The sequence below is a fragment of the Goodfellowiella coeruleoviolacea genome (assembly GCF_024171785.1).
In the GTDB taxonomy this organism is placed as follows: Bacteria; Actinomycetota; Actinomycetes; order Mycobacteriales; family Pseudonocardiaceae; genus Goodfellowiella; species Goodfellowiella coeruleoviolacea.
In genome coordinates, this window is record NZ_JAMTCK010000021.1 from 36,138 (window position 1) to 50,327 (window position 14,190).

A 14,190-nucleotide genomic window follows, 5' to 3' on the forward strand; every position below is an offset into this window, starting at 1 on the left:
GGTGCGGCCGCCGGGCTGGTCGGGGCGGCAGTGTTGATCGTCTCCCGATAGGGCGCGGCAAGCCCGGCTCTGGTTGCTCGCGGAAGAAAAATGGTGTGAATGTCGACAAGGCCATCGTCTTCGCCTGGAATCCGTCCCATGATTGAGGGATGAAGGCTGTTCAGGGGGGCCGCCGAACCCTGTCGGTGGTGATCGCCGCCGGTGGCCTCGGCGGACACATCTACCCCGGACTGGCGTTGGCCGAGACCATTCGGCGGGCCGTGCCCGCGGCGCGGATCACCTTTGTCGGCACCCGCCGCGGGCTGGAGGGCCGGCTGGTGCCGCAGGCCGGGTACCCGCTGCGGACGGTGGACATGGTGCCGCTGACCCGGGGCAACGGGCTGCGGTTTCCCGCGGCCCTGCTCCGCTCGGTCGCCCAGTGCCAGCAGGTGATCAAGCGGACCCAGGCGCAGGTCGCGGTCGGCATGGGCGGGTACTCCAGCGCGCCGCTGATCGCGGCGGCCCGGCTGGCCGGCATCAAGTCCCTGGTGCACGACTCCAACGCGATCCCCGGCCGGGCCAACCGGTTCTCCACCAAGTTCACCGACAACGTGGCGCTCGCCTTCGACGAGGCCGAGCGGTACCTGCCGGACTCGGTCAACCGCCGCATCGTGGGCATGCCGCTGAGCGCCGACCTGGCCCGCTACGACCGGGACGCGCTGCGGCCGGCCGCCCGCGCCGCGCTCGGGCTGGCCGAGGACACGGTCCTCGTCCTGGTCAACGGCGGCAGCCTGGGCGCGACCCGGCTCAACCACGCGGCCGTCGACCTGGCCGCGCGCTGGCGGGACCGGACCGACGTCCGGTTGCTGATCAAGGCGGGTCAGGAGGGCGTGGACGAGCTGAACCGGCGGATCACCGCGGCCGGTGCCGAACGGGTGGCCCAGGCGGTCGACTACTTCGACCGGATGGACCACGTGTACGCCGCGAGCGACCTCGCGGTGTGCCGGGCCGGCGCGGCCACCGTCGCCGAGCTGCGCCAGGTCGGGCTGCCCGCCGTGCTGGTGCCCTACCCGCACGCCGCCGACGACCACCAGACCCGCAACGCGCGTGCCCTGGTCGACATCGGCGCCGCCGTGCTGCTGCCCGACGCCGAGGTGACCGCCGAGCGGCTGGAGACCCTGGTCGGCGGTCTGGTCGCAACCCCGCTGCGGCGTGCCGAGATGGCCGAGGCGGCGCAGCGGGGTGGCCGCTCCGACGCGGCCGAGCAGCTCGCCTCCTGGGTGCTCGAACTGGCCGGGCTGCCGGTCACCATCAGCTCGCCCACGCACGTCTGAGCCCGGCTCCGGGCACACCGGGAGCACTCCTCGGATCGGTGCCGGAAACCTTGTCACGCCCTGTCAGGGTTTGCCGGCACGGTGGCCGTCGTACCAGGAAGCACTGGAAACGACGGGAGAACCATGGGCAGCACACTCGCCGGCAAGGTGGCGCTGGTCGCCGGGGGCACGCGCGGCGCGAGCCGGGCGATCGCGACCGAACTCGGCCGCGCCGGCGCCACCGTGTACGTCACCGGCCGGACCACCAGGACCCAGCGGTCCGAAGTGGACCGCGCCGAGTCCATTGAGGACACCGCGGACCTGGTCCGCGCGGCCGGGGGCGAGGGCATCGCGGTCCGGGTGGACCACCTGGAGCGCGACCAGGTGGCGGCGCTGGCCGAGCGGATCGACGCCGAGCAGGGGCGGTTGGACATCCTGGTCAACGGCCTGTGGGGCGGGGACAACTACCTGGAGTGGGGCAAGCCGGTCTGGGAGCACTCGCTGGACAAGGGGCTGCGCCAGGTGCGCCTGGGCATTGACGCGCACCTGATCACCCACCACCACCTGCTGCCCCTGCTGATCCGCCGGCCCGGCGGGCTGGTGGTCGAGCTGACCGACGGCACCGCCGAGTACAACGCGCGCTACCGCACCGGAACCGCACTGCCGTTCTACCTGGTCAAGGCCTCCGCGCACCCGATGGCCGTCGGGCTGGCCGCCGAACTGGAACCGCACGGCGGCACCGCGGTGGCGTTCACCCCGGGCTGGCTGCGCTCCGAGGCCATGCTGGAGATCTACGGCGTGACCGAGGAGAACTGGCGGGACGCGTGCGCCAAGGAGCCGCACTTCTGCATCTCGGAGACGCCCACGTTCTCCGGCCGCGCGGTGGCGGCCCTGGCCGCCGACCCCGACCGGGCCCGCTGGTCCGGCCAGACCGTGAACAGCGGACAGCTGGCCAAGGTCTACGGCATCACCGACGTGGACGGCAGCCAGCCCGACGCGTGGCGCTACATCGAGGAGGTGGAGCACGCCGGCAAGCCCGCCGACGCCACCGGCTACCGCTGATCCGCCGGCTGGTCGGGGCCGCGCACGGCGTTGTGCGCGGCCATGGCGGCGCCGACCTCGGCGAGCGCGGCCCGCAGTGACACCGGCTCCAGCACCTCGACGCCGGCGCCAAGGGCGATGAGCTGGCTGAGGCCGATCTCGTGGCTCTCCACGGCGAGTTCGGCCTCGGCCCAGCCGTCCGCGTCCGGCTCGCCCTGCGACAGCAGCACCTCGGCCAGGTACTCCGGGCCGATCACACTGGGCAGTGCCCGCCGGGCCAGCGGACTCAACCGGACCCGCGCCCGCAGCGGGAACGACACCCGCTCGAACGCGGCCGAGGACTGCCGCCACCAGCCGGCCAGGTCGAACCCGTCCGGCCGGTCGAACCGCGCGTCGAGCACGTCCGCGGCAGCGATCCGGGCCACCCGGTAGGTGCGCACCTGGCCGTGCCAATCCAGCTCTCGGCTGCCTTCGCCACCCGATCCGTGTTGATTCAGCTCTCGGCTGGCTGCGCCACCCGATCCGTGCCAATCCAGCTCTCGGCTGGCTGCGCCACCCGATCCGCGTTGATTCAGCTCTCGGCTGGCTGCACCAGCCGATCCGCGGGGCGGCTCCGGCACTCGGGCGACCAGGTACCAGACGCCCGCCTTGAGCACCAGGCCCAGCGGCTCCACCACGCGATCGACCACAGTGGACCGCCGCTGGTAGCGCATGGCCAGCCGCCGCTGCTCCCACACGGCACGGGCCAGCACCGCGAGCACGTCACCCACCTCGTCCGGGGTGCGGAACCAGCCCCGCGCGTCCAGGTGGAAACGCCCGGCCACGTGCTCGGCCTGTGCCCGCAACTGGTCGGGCAGGGCGGCGGACACCTTGGCGTGCGCAGCCGACACGGCCGTGCCCAGGCCCAGCGCGGCCAGCGCCTCGGGCACGCCCAACGCGAAGATCGCCACCACCTCGCGGGCGGTGAGCCCGTCCAGCCTGGCCCGCCAGCCCTCGACCAGCCGCACCCCGCCGTGCCGGCCCTGCTCCGTCCACAGTGGAACCCCGGCCTCGCGCAGCGCGGCCAGGTCGCGGTGCAGGGTCCGTTCGGACACCCCGAGCGCGGCGGCCAGTTCCGGGACGGTGGCCGAGCGCTTGCGCTGCAGGGTGAACAGCAGGGCCACCAGTCGTTCCGCACGCATGCCCGACAGCTTCCCCCAACCGCCCGCGCCCGACCGGTCAGGCCAGTGCGGCCACGTCGGTCAGTCGGCCAGTTCGACGAGTTCGGTCAGCTCGCGCAGCAGCTCGGACGCGGTCACCGCGTCCACCGTCCCGAACGCGGTCGTGGCGGAATCGGCGTCCCAGTGCTCCTCCGGGCGGGAGTCGAGCCAGACAGCGGTGATGCGCTGCTCCGGGTAGTGCCTGATGTCACCCGCGTACATCCCGGGGTCGAGGCTGACCACGACGGCCGAGTCGGCCGACACCGGCCGGGAGATCCACGGCTCCACGCCGCTCTCCTTGAGCGTCGCCCGCCGCCAGCCGCGTTTCGCCAGGGTGGCCAGGCGGTAGGTGGAGACGGTGGTGTCGTGGAACCGCGTGAGCACGGTGCTGGCCCGCTCCTCCTCGGTGAGCCGGTACACAGCGCGGTGCAACTGCGGGAACGGCTGGCTGATCTGGTAGTCGTCGAACAGCTCCACCCAGTCGGCCCGGGAGTCGCCGAGGTGCAGCGGGTGGGCGATGCCGACCAGGGTCGTGTCCGGCAGGGTGAGGGTGGTGTCGTCGACGTCGGCGAACGTGCGGTCCTCGGCTACCCGGAAGAACTGGCCGGCCTCACCTGTGCACCAGACCAGTCGGCGCACGAGGTGCCAGAGCAGCGGGTGGTCGACGAACAGGCGCCGGAACTCCGTGACCGGCCAGCGGCGCTGGCCGATCATGGCCTGCTCGAACCGCCTGATCTGGGCGTCCGCGACCGTGCGCACGTCCTTCTTGAGCGCGGTGAACCGCTGGTGGGCGGCCGGGGCCAGGTCCTGGTCGTCGCGCGCGCCGGGTTTGGGCAGGTCCTTGCGGCGGGTGCCGTCCGCGTCGGCCACGTACGGCTTGAGCTGCTCGTCGAAGCCCACGGTGAACTGGCGCGGCCCGTAGTCGAGGGTGAGGCTGCCGCGCGCGTCCAACCCGAAGTCGGGCACCAACTGGTCAACCAGCTCGTCGGCGCTGATGCCGCGCTGCGCGGCGAGTTGGGCGAGCACGTCCCGCGCGGCCGTGCCCAGCGCCTTGGTCGGCGGTTTGTCCGCGATGTCGCTCAGGTACAGCAGGGCGGTGTCGGTGCCGATCGCACCGAGCACGGCCGCACCCGCCTTGGCCTTGGCCGGTTCACCCGCACCCGACCAGGCCCGGACGACCGGGACCAGCCGCCGCGCGGTGGTGTCGTCGCCGATCGCGGCCAGCGCGTGCAACGCCCAGTCCGCCTGCCCGGTCCACTCGAACAGCAGCCAGCCCAGTTCGGCGAGCGAGGCCGGGTCCAGATGCTCCCTGGCCAGGAACACGCCGGGGTAGATCTGGTCCTTCTTGGACAGCGCGAGCATGGTGACGAGGTGGCCGGTGGCGGTCCTGGGCAGCGCCCGGGTCCGGTCCCGCAGCAGCACCTGCGGCAACACGTCGAGGTCGAGTTCACTGGTGAGGTGGAGCTGGTTGGCCCCGCTGGGGAAGAAGTCCAGCGGATCGGTGTTGAGCAGCGCGGCCACCGCCTCCGCCGCCTTGTCGCCGTGATCGCCCTTGGTCGCCGCCACGATGTCGGCCACGGGGGTGTGCTCGGCGATGCGCCGCAGCGCGGCCTCGGCACCGCGCTGCCGGGGGCCGGCCTTGCCCAGCGCGTCCGGAACGAGCGCGCGGGCCGCCAGCAGGGGGTCGTCGCCCCGCGCCGCGTCCGCCGGCACGGTGGCCACCAGGTCCTTGACCACGGTCCGCCGCGCCGGCTTGCGACCGCGCGCCCACGGCGGCGCGACCAGCGGCTCCGGCAGGTCGTCCTCGGCCGCCTCCGGCACCCACCCCAGTCGCGCGTCCACCCCCTCCACCGCGGCCCGGATCTCCGCCGGCAGTGTCGGCAGCACGGCCGCGACCAGCTCGGGGTTGGTCCGCACGTGGACCCCCAGCAGCCGGGCGGCGCAGGTCGCGGCGGCGGACGTGCCGGTGGACGCCTTGGCCAGCACGCGCAGCGCGCGCACCGGGAAGTTCCGCATGGCGTGGCGGACCGCCGGGTGCGTCTGCGCCTGGTCCAGTCCGGACACCAGCAGGGCGAGTCCCTCGTCGGAAGGCAGCGACGCCAGTGCGAGCGGCTCGTGGGAACGCAGCGAGGCCAGTCCGAACCGCGGGTACCGGTAGGTCGCGTTGACCAGGTCGGTCAACTCGGGCAGCAGCGCGGTGCCCACCGCCTGCAGCAGGGTGCCCACCAGCTCCTCCCCGGCCAGCCACTTCCACTCCCGGTCGCGGGTGCGCAGCAGGTCCAACTGCCCGGCCGAGCCCACCGAGCTGAGCAGCAGCCGCCACTGCACCTGGTGCATGTCCACTGTGGACGCGGCACGGCAGATCTCGTCCACCCAGTGCGTCTGGTCGGGCACCAGGAACGAGACGACCGTCCGCTGGAAGTCGGTGGTGCGGTGGCGCGCCAGCGCCTCGACCGCGTCCCGGTGCTCGTCCGCCGGGGCCACCGCCAGGAACGCGCGCATCCGCCTGGCGATCCGCTCGTTGGTGCCGCTTCCCCAGTCGTGGTCATCGGCGGCGCGGAAGCGCAGGTAGTTGTAGCGGGTCCGGGACATGCTCTTGTGGTCGTGCACCCGGGCGAGTTCCGCGGTGGCCTCGGCGGCGAACCGCAGCCCTCGGGTGGTGATCCACGCGTCGGCGAACAGCTTCATCTCGTTCCGCTGGTCCCAGTGCGCCTCCTGAGCGGCGATGGTGGCGATCACCGCCGCGCTCAGCGGGGTGACCTCGCCGCGCAGGTGGGCGCGGGCGGCGTCGGCGAGCACGGGATCGCCGCCCATCTGCGCCACCACGTCGCTGATGTTCCGCTCGTGCCGCTGGAGGACCGCCACGGCCGTGCCGTCCAGCGCGATCGGTGACCCGGCAGGGCCGTCGCGGCGCGGGAAGAGCTTGGGCAGCCAGTCCTCCGGGAGGCGCACGCTGTCCTCCTCCGGCAGGGTGACCTCGATGGTGTGGTCGTCGGTGTGCATGCCGCCGCACCCTACGAACCAGCACCGACAGCCGCGCTGCCCCGCCCTACTCGGTGAACACGCGCTGCGGGCCCGATCCCCGCTGGCTCAGCACGTCGTCCGGGTTGGCCAGCAGGCAGCGGTCGATGGACAGGCACCCGCAGCCGATGCAGTCGGTGAGGTTGTCCCGCAACCGCTCCAGCTGCGTGATCCGGCTGGTGAGGTCGTCGTGCCAGCACTGGGACAGCCGGGCCCAGTCCTCCCGGGTCGGGGTGCGGCCCTCGGGCAGCAGGCCCAGGGCGTCGCGGATCATGGCCAGCGGGATGCCGACGCGCTGCGACACGCGGACGAACGCGATCCGGCGCAGCATGTCCCGGCCGAACCGGCGCTGGTTTCCGCTGGTCCGCCGGCTGTGGATGAGGCCTTCCCGCTCGTAGAAGCGCAGCGCCGAGGTGGGCACGCCGCTGCGCTCGGACAGCTCGCCGATGGTCAGTTCCCGCTGCCGACAGGAAATCGGTGTCACGGCGCCCAGGCTAGCTTGACTTGAACCATTGTTTAAGTTCGATGCTCTGCGCATGACCTCAACCGAACAGCTCCAGCTCGCGATCATCGTCGGCAGCACCCGCGAGGGCCGGTTCGCGCCCATGGTGGCGAACTGGTTCGCCGACCAGGCCCGCCAGCACCAGGACTTCTCCGTCGACGTCGTCGACCTGGCCGAGACCGAGCTGCCCGTGGTGCTGGGCGCCGAACTGGCCCCCGAGGCGGCCGCCACCCTGGCCCGGGTCAGCGCCAGCCTGGTCAAGGCCGACGCGTTCGTGGTCATCACGCCCGAGTACAACCACAGCTACCCGGCCTCGCTGAAGAACGCGATCGACTGGCACCACAAGGAGTGGCAGGCCAAGCCGGTCGGCTTCGTCTCCTACGGCGGCCTGGCCGGCGGCCTGCGCTCGGTGGAGCACCTGCGGCCGGTGTTCGCCGAACTGCACGCGGTCACCGTTCGGGACACCGTCAGCTTCCACATGGCGTGGGACAAGTTCGACGAGAACGGTCAGCCCAAGGACGCCGACGGGTGCAACGCGGCGGCCAAGGTCATGCTGGACCAGCTGGTCTGGTGGGGCCGGGCGCTCGCCGAGGCCAGGGCCAAGCGGCCGTACGGCCAGTGACACCACCCGCGGGTCAGCGGGGCAGGGATCAGCCGACGGTGTCAGCCCAGGGTGGAACACCGCTGGTAATGGGTGGCCCGGCAGGTCGATATCACCTGGGGTGAGAATTTCCGAGACAAAGATGTTGTGAACGTCAGATCATCGACCTGACCGCCGCGCCAGCGGTGGCGCTCGCCCACGCGGACAAGACAACCCCCAGGAAGGTCCATGTGCTGATCCGACTGCTGCGCGCACACCTGCGCCCCTACCGCCGGGACATCGTCCTGGTGGTGGTGTTCCAGCTCGTGCAGACGCTGGCCACCATGTATCTGCCGACGCTCAACGCCGACATCATCGACGACGGCGTGGTCAAGGGCGACACCGGCTACATCCTCCGCACGGGTGGGCTGATGCTCGCCGTGACGCTGGTGCAGATCGTGTGCTCCGGTGCGGCCGTCTTCTTCGGCGCCCGCACGGCCATGGCGGTCGGTCGGGACGTCCGCGCCGCGATCTTCGCCCGGGTCCAGGAGTTCTCCGTCCGCGAGGTCGGCCAGTTCGGCGCGCCGTCGCTGATCACCCGCACCACCAACGACGTCCAGCAGGTGCAGATGCTGGTGGTGATGACCCTGACCATGATGGTGTCCGCGCCGATCATGTGCGTCGGCGGCATCGTGCTGGCGCTGGGTGAGGACGTGCCGCTGTCCGCGCTGCTGCTGCTCATCGTGCCGGTGCTGATCATCGCGGTGAGCCTGGTCGTGCGGCGGATGCGGCCGCTGTTCCGGTCGATGCAGAAGCGGATCGACCAGGTCAACCGGGTGATGCGGGAGCAGATCACCGGTATCCGGGTGATCAGGGCCTTCGTCCGGGACAGCCACGAGCAGGCCCGGTTCGCCAGGGCCAACCGCGACCTGATGGACGTGCAGATCGGCACCGGCCGGCTGATGGCCTGGATGTTCCCGATCGTCGGCCTGGTGATGAACCTGTCCAGCGTGGCCGTGGTCTGGTTCGGCGGGGACCGCATCGCCAGCGGCTCCATGCAGATCGGCTCGATGACCGCGTTCCTGAGCTACCTGATGCAGATCCTCATGGCCGTGATGATGGCGACGTTCATGTTCATGATGATCCCGCGCGCCGAGGTGTGCGCCGAGCGCATCCAGGAGGTGCTGGACACCGAGACCAGTGTGACGCCGCCGACCACCCCGGTCACCACCCTGCGCGAGCACGGCCACCTGGAGATCCGCGACGTCGAGTTCCACTACCCGGGCGCCGAGGAACCCGTGCTGCGCGCGGTGAACCTGATCGCCCGGCCCGGCGAGACCACCGCGGTCATCGGCTCCACCGGCAGTGGCAAGACCACCCTGCTCAACCTGGTCCCCCGGCTGTTCGACGCCACCGGCGGCAGCGTGCTGATCAACGGCGTGGACGTGCGCGAGCTGGCCCCGGCCCAGCTGGCCGGGCTGGTCGGGCTGGTGCCGCAGAAGCCGTACCTGTTCTCCGGGACGATCGCCTCCAACCTGCGCTACGGCAACCCGGACGCCACCGACGAGGACCTCTGGCACGCCCTGGAGGTCGCCCAGGCCCGCGACTTCGTGGAGCAGTTGCCCGAGCAGCTCAACGCCCCCATCGGGCAGGGCGGCAGCAACGTGTCCGGTGGTCAGCGCCAGCGCCTGGCCATCGCCCGGCTGCTGGTCGCCAAACCCGAGATCTACCTGTTCGACGACTCGTTCTCGGCACTGGACTACGCCACCGACGCCGCCCTGCGCGCCGCGCTGGCCACCGAGACCAGGGACGCCACCGTGGTGATCGTGGCCCAGCGGGTGTCGACCATCCGCAACGCCGACCGCATCGTCGTGCTCGACGAGGGCCGCGTGGTCGGCACCGGCACCCACGCCGAGCTGATGGCGGGCAACCAGACCTACCGGGAGATCGTGCTCTCCCAGCTCACCGAACAGGAGGCGGCGTGAGCACCACCGACCAGCGGCCGAGCGGACAGCCACCCGCCGGAGGACCACCCGCAGGAGGACCACCCGCCGGAGGGCCCGCCCGCCCGGCGGGTGTGCCGGCCAGGGGACCGGGGCCCGGCGGCGGTGGCGGCCCCGGGTTCATGCGTGGTGGCATGCCCACCGAGAAGTCCTTGAACTTCAAGGGCTCCAGCCGCCGCCTGCTGCGGATGATGCGCCCGGAACGCCTGCTCGTGGTGGCCGTGCTGGCGCTCGGCGTGATCGCGGTCGCGTTGAACTCGGTCGGCCCCCGGGTGCTCGGCGAGGCCACCGACCTGATCTTCACCGGGGTGATCGGCGCGCAGCTGCCGGCGGGCGTGAGCAAGGACGTGCTGGTCGCCGGCTTACGCGCGCAGGGCCAGGACACCTTCGCCGACATGCTCGCCACCATGGACGTGGTGCCCGGCCAGGGCATCGACTTCGGCGCGGTCGGCCAGGTGCTGCTCGGCGTGCTGGCGATCTTCCTGACAGCGTCGCTGTTGCAGCTGTTCCAGGGCCGGCTGACCGCGTTGGTCGTGGGGCGGATGGCCTACCGGCTGCGCGAGCAGGCCGAGACCAAGCTGGCCCGGCTGCCGTTGAGCTACTTCGACAAGCAGCCGCGCGGCGAGGTGCTGTCCAGGACGACCAACGACATCGACAACATCACCCAGACCATGCAGCAGGCGCTCAGCCAGATGGTGACCGCGCTGCTCACCGTGGTCGGCGTGCTGGCCATGATGCTGTGGATCTCGCCGCTGCTCGCGCTGGTCGCCGTGGTGACCGTGCCGGTGTCGGTGGTCGTGGCCACCACCATCGGCAAGCGGGCCCAGCCGCAGTTCATCAAGCAGTGGGCCACCACAGGCAAGCTCAACGCGCACATCGAGGAGATGTACACCGGGCACACCCTGGTGAAGGTCTTCGGCCGGCAGCAGCAGGCCGCGGACGTGTTCGCCGAGCACAACAACGCCCTGTTCGCGTCGAGCTTCCGGGCGCAGTTCATCTCCGGCTTCATCCAGCCGGCCATGATGTTCATCGGCAACCTGAACTACGTGCTGGTGGCCGTGATCGGCGGCCTGCGGGTGGCCTCGGGCTCGCTGTCGCTGGGCGAGGTGCAGGCGTTCATCCAGTACTCCCGGCAGTTCACCCAGCCGATCACCCAGGTGGCGTCCATGGCCAACCTGCTCCAGTCCGGCGTGGCCTCGGCCGAGCGCGTGTTCGACCTGCTCGACGCGGACGAGCAGGAGCCGGACCCGGCCCAGCCGCAGCGCCCGGAGCGGGTCACCGGCCGGGTGGCGTTCGAGAACGTGTCGTTCCGCTACGAGCCGGACAAGCCGCTGATCGAGAACCTGTCGCTGACCGTGGAACCGGGCCAGACCGTGGCCATCGTCGGCCCCACCGGCGCCGGCAAGACCACCCTGGTCAACCTGCTGATGCGGTTCTACGAGGTGACCGGCGGCCGGATCACCCTGGACGGGGTGGACATCGCCAGCATGTCCCGGGAGGAGCTGCGCGGCCGGATCGGCATGGTGTTGCAGGACACCTGGCTGTTCGGCGGCACCATCGCGGAGAACATCGCCTACGGCGTGGACAACGCCACCCGCGAGCAGGTCGTGGCGGCGGCCCAGGCCACCCACGTGGACCGGTTCGTGCGCACCCTGCCGGACGGCTACGACACGGTGATGGACGACGAGGGCGCCGGGGTCAGCGCGGGCGAGAAGCAGCTGCTGACCATCGCCAGGGCGTTCCTGACCGAGCCGGCCATCCTGGTGCTGGACGAGGCCACCAGCTCGGTGGACACCCGCACGGAGGTGCTGATCCAGCACGCCATGACCGAACTGCGCACCGGCCGCACCAGCTTCGTCATCGCCCACCGGCTGTCCACCATCCGCGACGCGGACGTCATCCTGGTGATGGAGTCCGGCCGCATCGTCGAGCAGGGCAACCACGAACAACTGCTCGCCGCCGACGGCGCCTACGCCCGGCTCTACGCCGCCCAGTTCGCCCAGGCCGTGGCCGAACTGGACTGACCCGAGCCGGATCGAGCGTCGGCCTGTTCGCTCGTCAGCAGGCCGACGCTCGGTCACAGATTCCTCACCCGTCTGATACGCCCATGGCCTGAGTGAACGCCGTACCCTGAAAACCATGACAGCGGCGCACGCATTTGAGCTTCCTCCGCACAGCGGCGCACCGGCCGAGGCGGTCGAGGCGGCGGTTGACGGGCAGGTCGTGTACCTCGTCCGCGACGGTGAGCCCATTGCGGCGATCGTGCCGGCGGACGTCGCTGCCGCCGGAGCGGCTGCGGTGGAGGCGTTGGAAGACGCCGAGGACATCCGCGCTGCTCGTGTCGCGCTGGCAGACACGGGGCCTGATGTCCCGTTGGAAGACGTTCTGGCCGAGTACGCCGACGATCTGTCTGCTTTCCCGGAGGACGGTCCAAGGTGACTGGGCGCTACACCGTGAAACTACGGCGTCCCGCCAAGGCGACTACCGTGTGGTGTATTCCATCGAAGACGACGAGTTGATCGTTCTGGGCGTCCGAATCGCATCTCGTGGCAGTGTCTATCGCGACATCTGACGCGAACCTCAGTGCCTGCTAGTTGATGCGTTTCGGCATCGTTCCCCAACCGCTCCCGCTGGTGACGTGGCCGGTCAGGCGCTCCCAGTTGCCAGACCCGATGGCGGCCTTCTCCGCCTCGGTGAACGGCGCGCCTTCGAGGAAGGACCGGGCGGTGCCGCCGCTGGTGTCCAGGTAGGGGAAGCCACCGGGCCGGGTGCCGAAGGTGTAGGGGTAGTCGGTCGAGTAGAGCATCCGGTCGGTTCCGACGACCTCGGCCGTCCAGCGCAGGTAGCGCTCGCTGACCGTGCCGCTGCCGGCCACCCAGAAGTTCCGCCGGAAGTAGTCGATCAGCGGTTGCCGCAGCCCGGCCATGTCCTGCAGGAAGCCGACGTGGTCGAGGTAGAACAGGACGACCTCGCCCCAGTGTCCGGCGATCACCTGGAGCTGGGGATGGCGGTCGAACACCCCGGAGAAGATCATCCGCAGGTACTGCACGCCGAGGTCGTAGTACCAGCCCAGCCCGGCGGTGGCCAGCGCCGGCCCCACCCCGTTGGGCAGCCCCGAGTAGTACGCCCGCTGGACCGCCGGCACCGGGGCCTGCGGGTGGAAGTGCAGCGGGACGCGGAGCCGCTCGGCGGTCGCGTAGAGGTCGTCGAACTCCGGTGCGTCGGCCAGTGTGTCGCCGGTGCGGCCGTACAGCATCGCGCCGCGAAAGCCGAGTTGGGTGACGGCGCGCTCCAACTCCGCGGCGGCGGCCTCGGGCGCGGGCGTGGGGATGGCCGCGAACGCCTGGAATCGCAGCGGGTTGGTGTCGACGATCTCGGCGAGCGCGTCGTTGGCCTCGCGCGCGACTCGCACGGCCTCGGCGGCCGGGAGGTTCTGCACGCCCGGCGTGGCCAGGGACAGCACCGCGACGTCGATGCCCTGGTCGTCCATGTCGGCCAGGCGCTGCTCACCGACGTCGCGCACCCTTCGGGTGACCGGGTGGTCCTCGCCGTAGACGTGCGGTTGCACGCCCGCCCGCGCCCACGCGTCGAGTTGGACCGGCAGGACCACGTGTTCTTCAAGACCGACGATGCGCAGCTTCTCGGACATGCCAGCAGCACCCCTTCCTGGGGTTTCCGGTGATACTGAGGTTACGGTATCACCGATATCATCGTTGGAAACAAGTGGCTGTTACCATTGATATGTGGATGCCGGGTCGGATGGCGTGGACACCGAGGTCGCCGCTCGCGAGGCCGCCAGGCAGCGGGTCGTGGCGGCGGCGGCGGACCTGCTCGTGCGCGAGGGCCGTGACGCGGTCACCACCCGTGCGGTCGCCGCCGCGGCCGGGATGCAGGCCCCGGCGATCTACCGCCTGTTCGGCGACAAGGACGGGCTGCTGGAGGCGGTGGCCGAGGACGGCTACGCCAGGTTCCTCGCGGCCAAGCACGCCGACGCCCGACCCGAGGACCCCGTTGACGACCTGCGCGCCGGCTGGGACCTCGCGGTCGAGTTCGGGCTGGCCAATCCCGAGCTGTACGCGTTGATGTACGGCGAGCCCAGACGCGGCACGAACTCGGCCGCCTTCCAGGCCGGCATGCGGATCCTGTTCGAGCGCATCCACCGCCTGGCCGCGAGCGGCCTGCTCCGGGTGGACGCAGACCTCGCCGCCTCGCTCATCCACGCGACCGCGCGCGGCGCCGTGCTCACCTGGCTGTCCCTGCCCGACGACCGGCGTGACCCGGCCCTGCTCAGCACCATGCGCGAAGCCATGGTCGCCGCCGTCACCCTGGACGAACCCGCCGTGCGCGACCCGGGACCCGCCGGCGCGGCCCGAGCGCTACGCGCACTGCTGCCCGAGCAGACAGCCCTCAGCAGCGCGGAACAACACCTGCTGGGCGAATGGCTCGACCGCCTGACCGCCGAGCGCTGACGACGGCGTCTACCTCACTTATGCACGCGGCAGGACCGACTCTACATTAACCGTAATCGAGTAGTTACGCTGAGTTATGCTCG

At 71.2% G+C, this 14,190-nt stretch carries 11 protein-coding genes; 7 read left to right on the plus strand and 4 right to left on the minus strand.

Going from position 1 to position 14,190, the window contains the following annotated elements:
- The first annotated feature begins 149 nt into the window (after positions 1-149).
- Positions 150-1,313, plus strand: coding sequence for an undecaprenyldiphospho-muramoylpentapeptide beta-N-acetylglucosaminyltransferase (gene murG, locus LX83_RS34055; protein ID WP_253779226.1), 1,164 nt, complete (start codon positions 150-152; stop codon positions 1,311-1,313).
- A gap of 123 nt (positions 1,314-1,436) precedes the next feature.
- Entirely contained in the window at positions 1,437-2,354 is a 918-nt protein-coding gene (locus LX83_RS34060; RefSeq protein WP_253779229.1) for an SDR family oxidoreductase, read from the plus strand.
- Here the strand turns inward: LX83_RS34060 and LX83_RS34065 are convergent.
- From LX83_RS34065 to soxR, 3 genes are read right to left on the minus strand one after another with little or no spacing between them, the layout of a single operon-like run.
- The gene (locus LX83_RS34065) at positions 2,345-3,514 is read right to left on the minus strand and encodes a helix-turn-helix transcriptional regulator (RefSeq protein WP_253779232.1); all 1,170 of its coding nucleotides are present in this window, start codon (positions 3,512-3,514) and stop codon (positions 2,345-2,347) included. The two genes, LX83_RS34060 and LX83_RS34065, sit on opposite strands and share 10 nt — an antisense overlap.
- Before the next feature lie 60 nt (positions 3,515-3,574).
- Positions 3,575-6,535 (minus strand): DUF4132 domain-containing protein, encoded by a 2,961-nt coding sequence (locus LX83_RS34070; RefSeq protein ID WP_253779235.1) that lies wholly within the window; start codon positions 6,533-6,535, stop codon positions 3,575-3,577.
- A gap of 46 nt (positions 6,536-6,581) precedes the next feature.
- Positions 6,582-7,028: a redox-sensitive transcriptional activator SoxR gene (soxR, locus tag LX83_RS34075; protein WP_407649731.1), complete on the minus strand. Its 447-nt coding sequence runs from the start codon at positions 7,026-7,028 to the stop codon at positions 6,582-6,584.
- Between the two features lie 61 nt (positions 7,029-7,089).
- On the opposite strand from soxR, the gene LX83_RS34080 reads away from it, so the two are divergent.
- The 4 genes from LX83_RS34080 (at position 7,090) to LX83_RS34095 (ending at position 12,077) form a co-directional block, all read left to right on the plus strand.
- A complete protein-coding gene (locus LX83_RS34080) occupies positions 7,090-7,677 on the plus strand; it encodes an NADPH-dependent FMN reductase (RefSeq protein WP_253779240.1) in 588 nt (195 codons plus the stop codon).
- A 209-nt stretch (positions 7,678-7,886) separates the two neighbouring features.
- Positions 7,887-9,620 (plus strand): ABC transporter ATP-binding protein, encoded by a 1,734-nt coding sequence (locus LX83_RS34085; protein ID WP_253779243.1) that lies wholly within the window; start codon positions 7,887-7,889, stop codon positions 9,618-9,620.
- 152 nt (positions 9,621-9,772) lie between these two features.
- Complete coding sequence (locus LX83_RS34090) at positions 9,773-11,662, plus strand: ABC transporter ATP-binding protein (protein WP_253779246.1); 1,890 nt, start codon at positions 9,773-9,775, stop codon at positions 11,660-11,662.
- A 115-nt stretch (positions 11,663-11,777) separates the two neighbouring features.
- Positions 11,778-12,077, plus strand: coding sequence for a hypothetical protein (locus LX83_RS34095; RefSeq protein ID WP_253779249.1), 300 nt, complete (start codon positions 11,778-11,780; stop codon positions 12,075-12,077).
- A 151-nt stretch (positions 12,078-12,228) separates the two neighbouring features.
- On the opposite strand, the gene LX83_RS34100 is transcribed toward LX83_RS34095, so the two are convergent.
- Positions 12,229-13,287 carry an amidohydrolase family protein gene (locus tag LX83_RS34100; RefSeq protein WP_253779252.1) on the minus strand — a complete coding sequence of 353 codons (1,059 nt, stop codon included), beginning with the start codon at positions 13,285-13,287 and terminating at the stop codon, positions 12,229-12,231.
- Positions 13,288-13,381: 94 nt separating this feature from the next.
- On the opposite strand from LX83_RS34100, the gene LX83_RS34105 reads away from it, so the two are divergent.
- Positions 13,382-14,107, plus strand: coding sequence for a TetR/AcrR family transcriptional regulator (locus tag LX83_RS34105; RefSeq protein WP_253779255.1), 726 nt, complete (start codon positions 13,382-13,384; stop codon positions 14,105-14,107).
- The last annotated feature ends 83 nt before the right edge of the window (positions 14,108-14,190 follow it).

What these genes read in the sequence shown, in the direction of transcription:
- murG (WP_253779226.1), top strand. Translation starts at nt 150, where the DNA reads ATGAAGGCTGTTCAGGGGGGCCGCCGAACCCTGTCGGTGGTGATCGCC.
- LX83_RS34060 (WP_253779229.1), top strand. Translation starts at nt 1,437, where the DNA reads ATGGGCAGCACACTCGCCGGCAAGGTGGCGCTGGTCGCCGGGGGCACG.
- LX83_RS34065 (WP_253779232.1), bottom strand. Translation starts at nt 3,514, where the DNA reads ATGCGTGCGGAACGACTGGTGGCCCTGCTGTTCACCCTGCAGCGCAAG.
- LX83_RS34070 (WP_253779235.1), bottom strand. Translation starts at nt 6,535, where the DNA reads ATGCACACCGACGACCACACCATCGAGGTCACCCTGCCGGAGGAGGAC.
- LX83_RS34080 (WP_253779240.1), top strand. Translation starts at nt 7,090, where the DNA reads ATGACCTCAACCGAACAGCTCCAGCTCGCGATCATCGTCGGCAGCACC.
- LX83_RS34090 (WP_253779246.1), top strand. Translation starts at nt 9,773, where the DNA reads ATGCCCACCGAGAAGTCCTTGAACTTCAAGGGCTCCAGCCGCCGCCTG.
- LX83_RS34095 (WP_253779249.1), top strand. Translation starts at nt 11,778, where the DNA reads ATGACAGCGGCGCACGCATTTGAGCTTCCTCCGCACAGCGGCGCACCG.
- LX83_RS34100 (WP_253779252.1), bottom strand. Translation starts at nt 13,287, where the DNA reads ATGTCCGAGAAGCTGCGCATCGTCGGTCTTGAAGAACACGTGGTCCTG.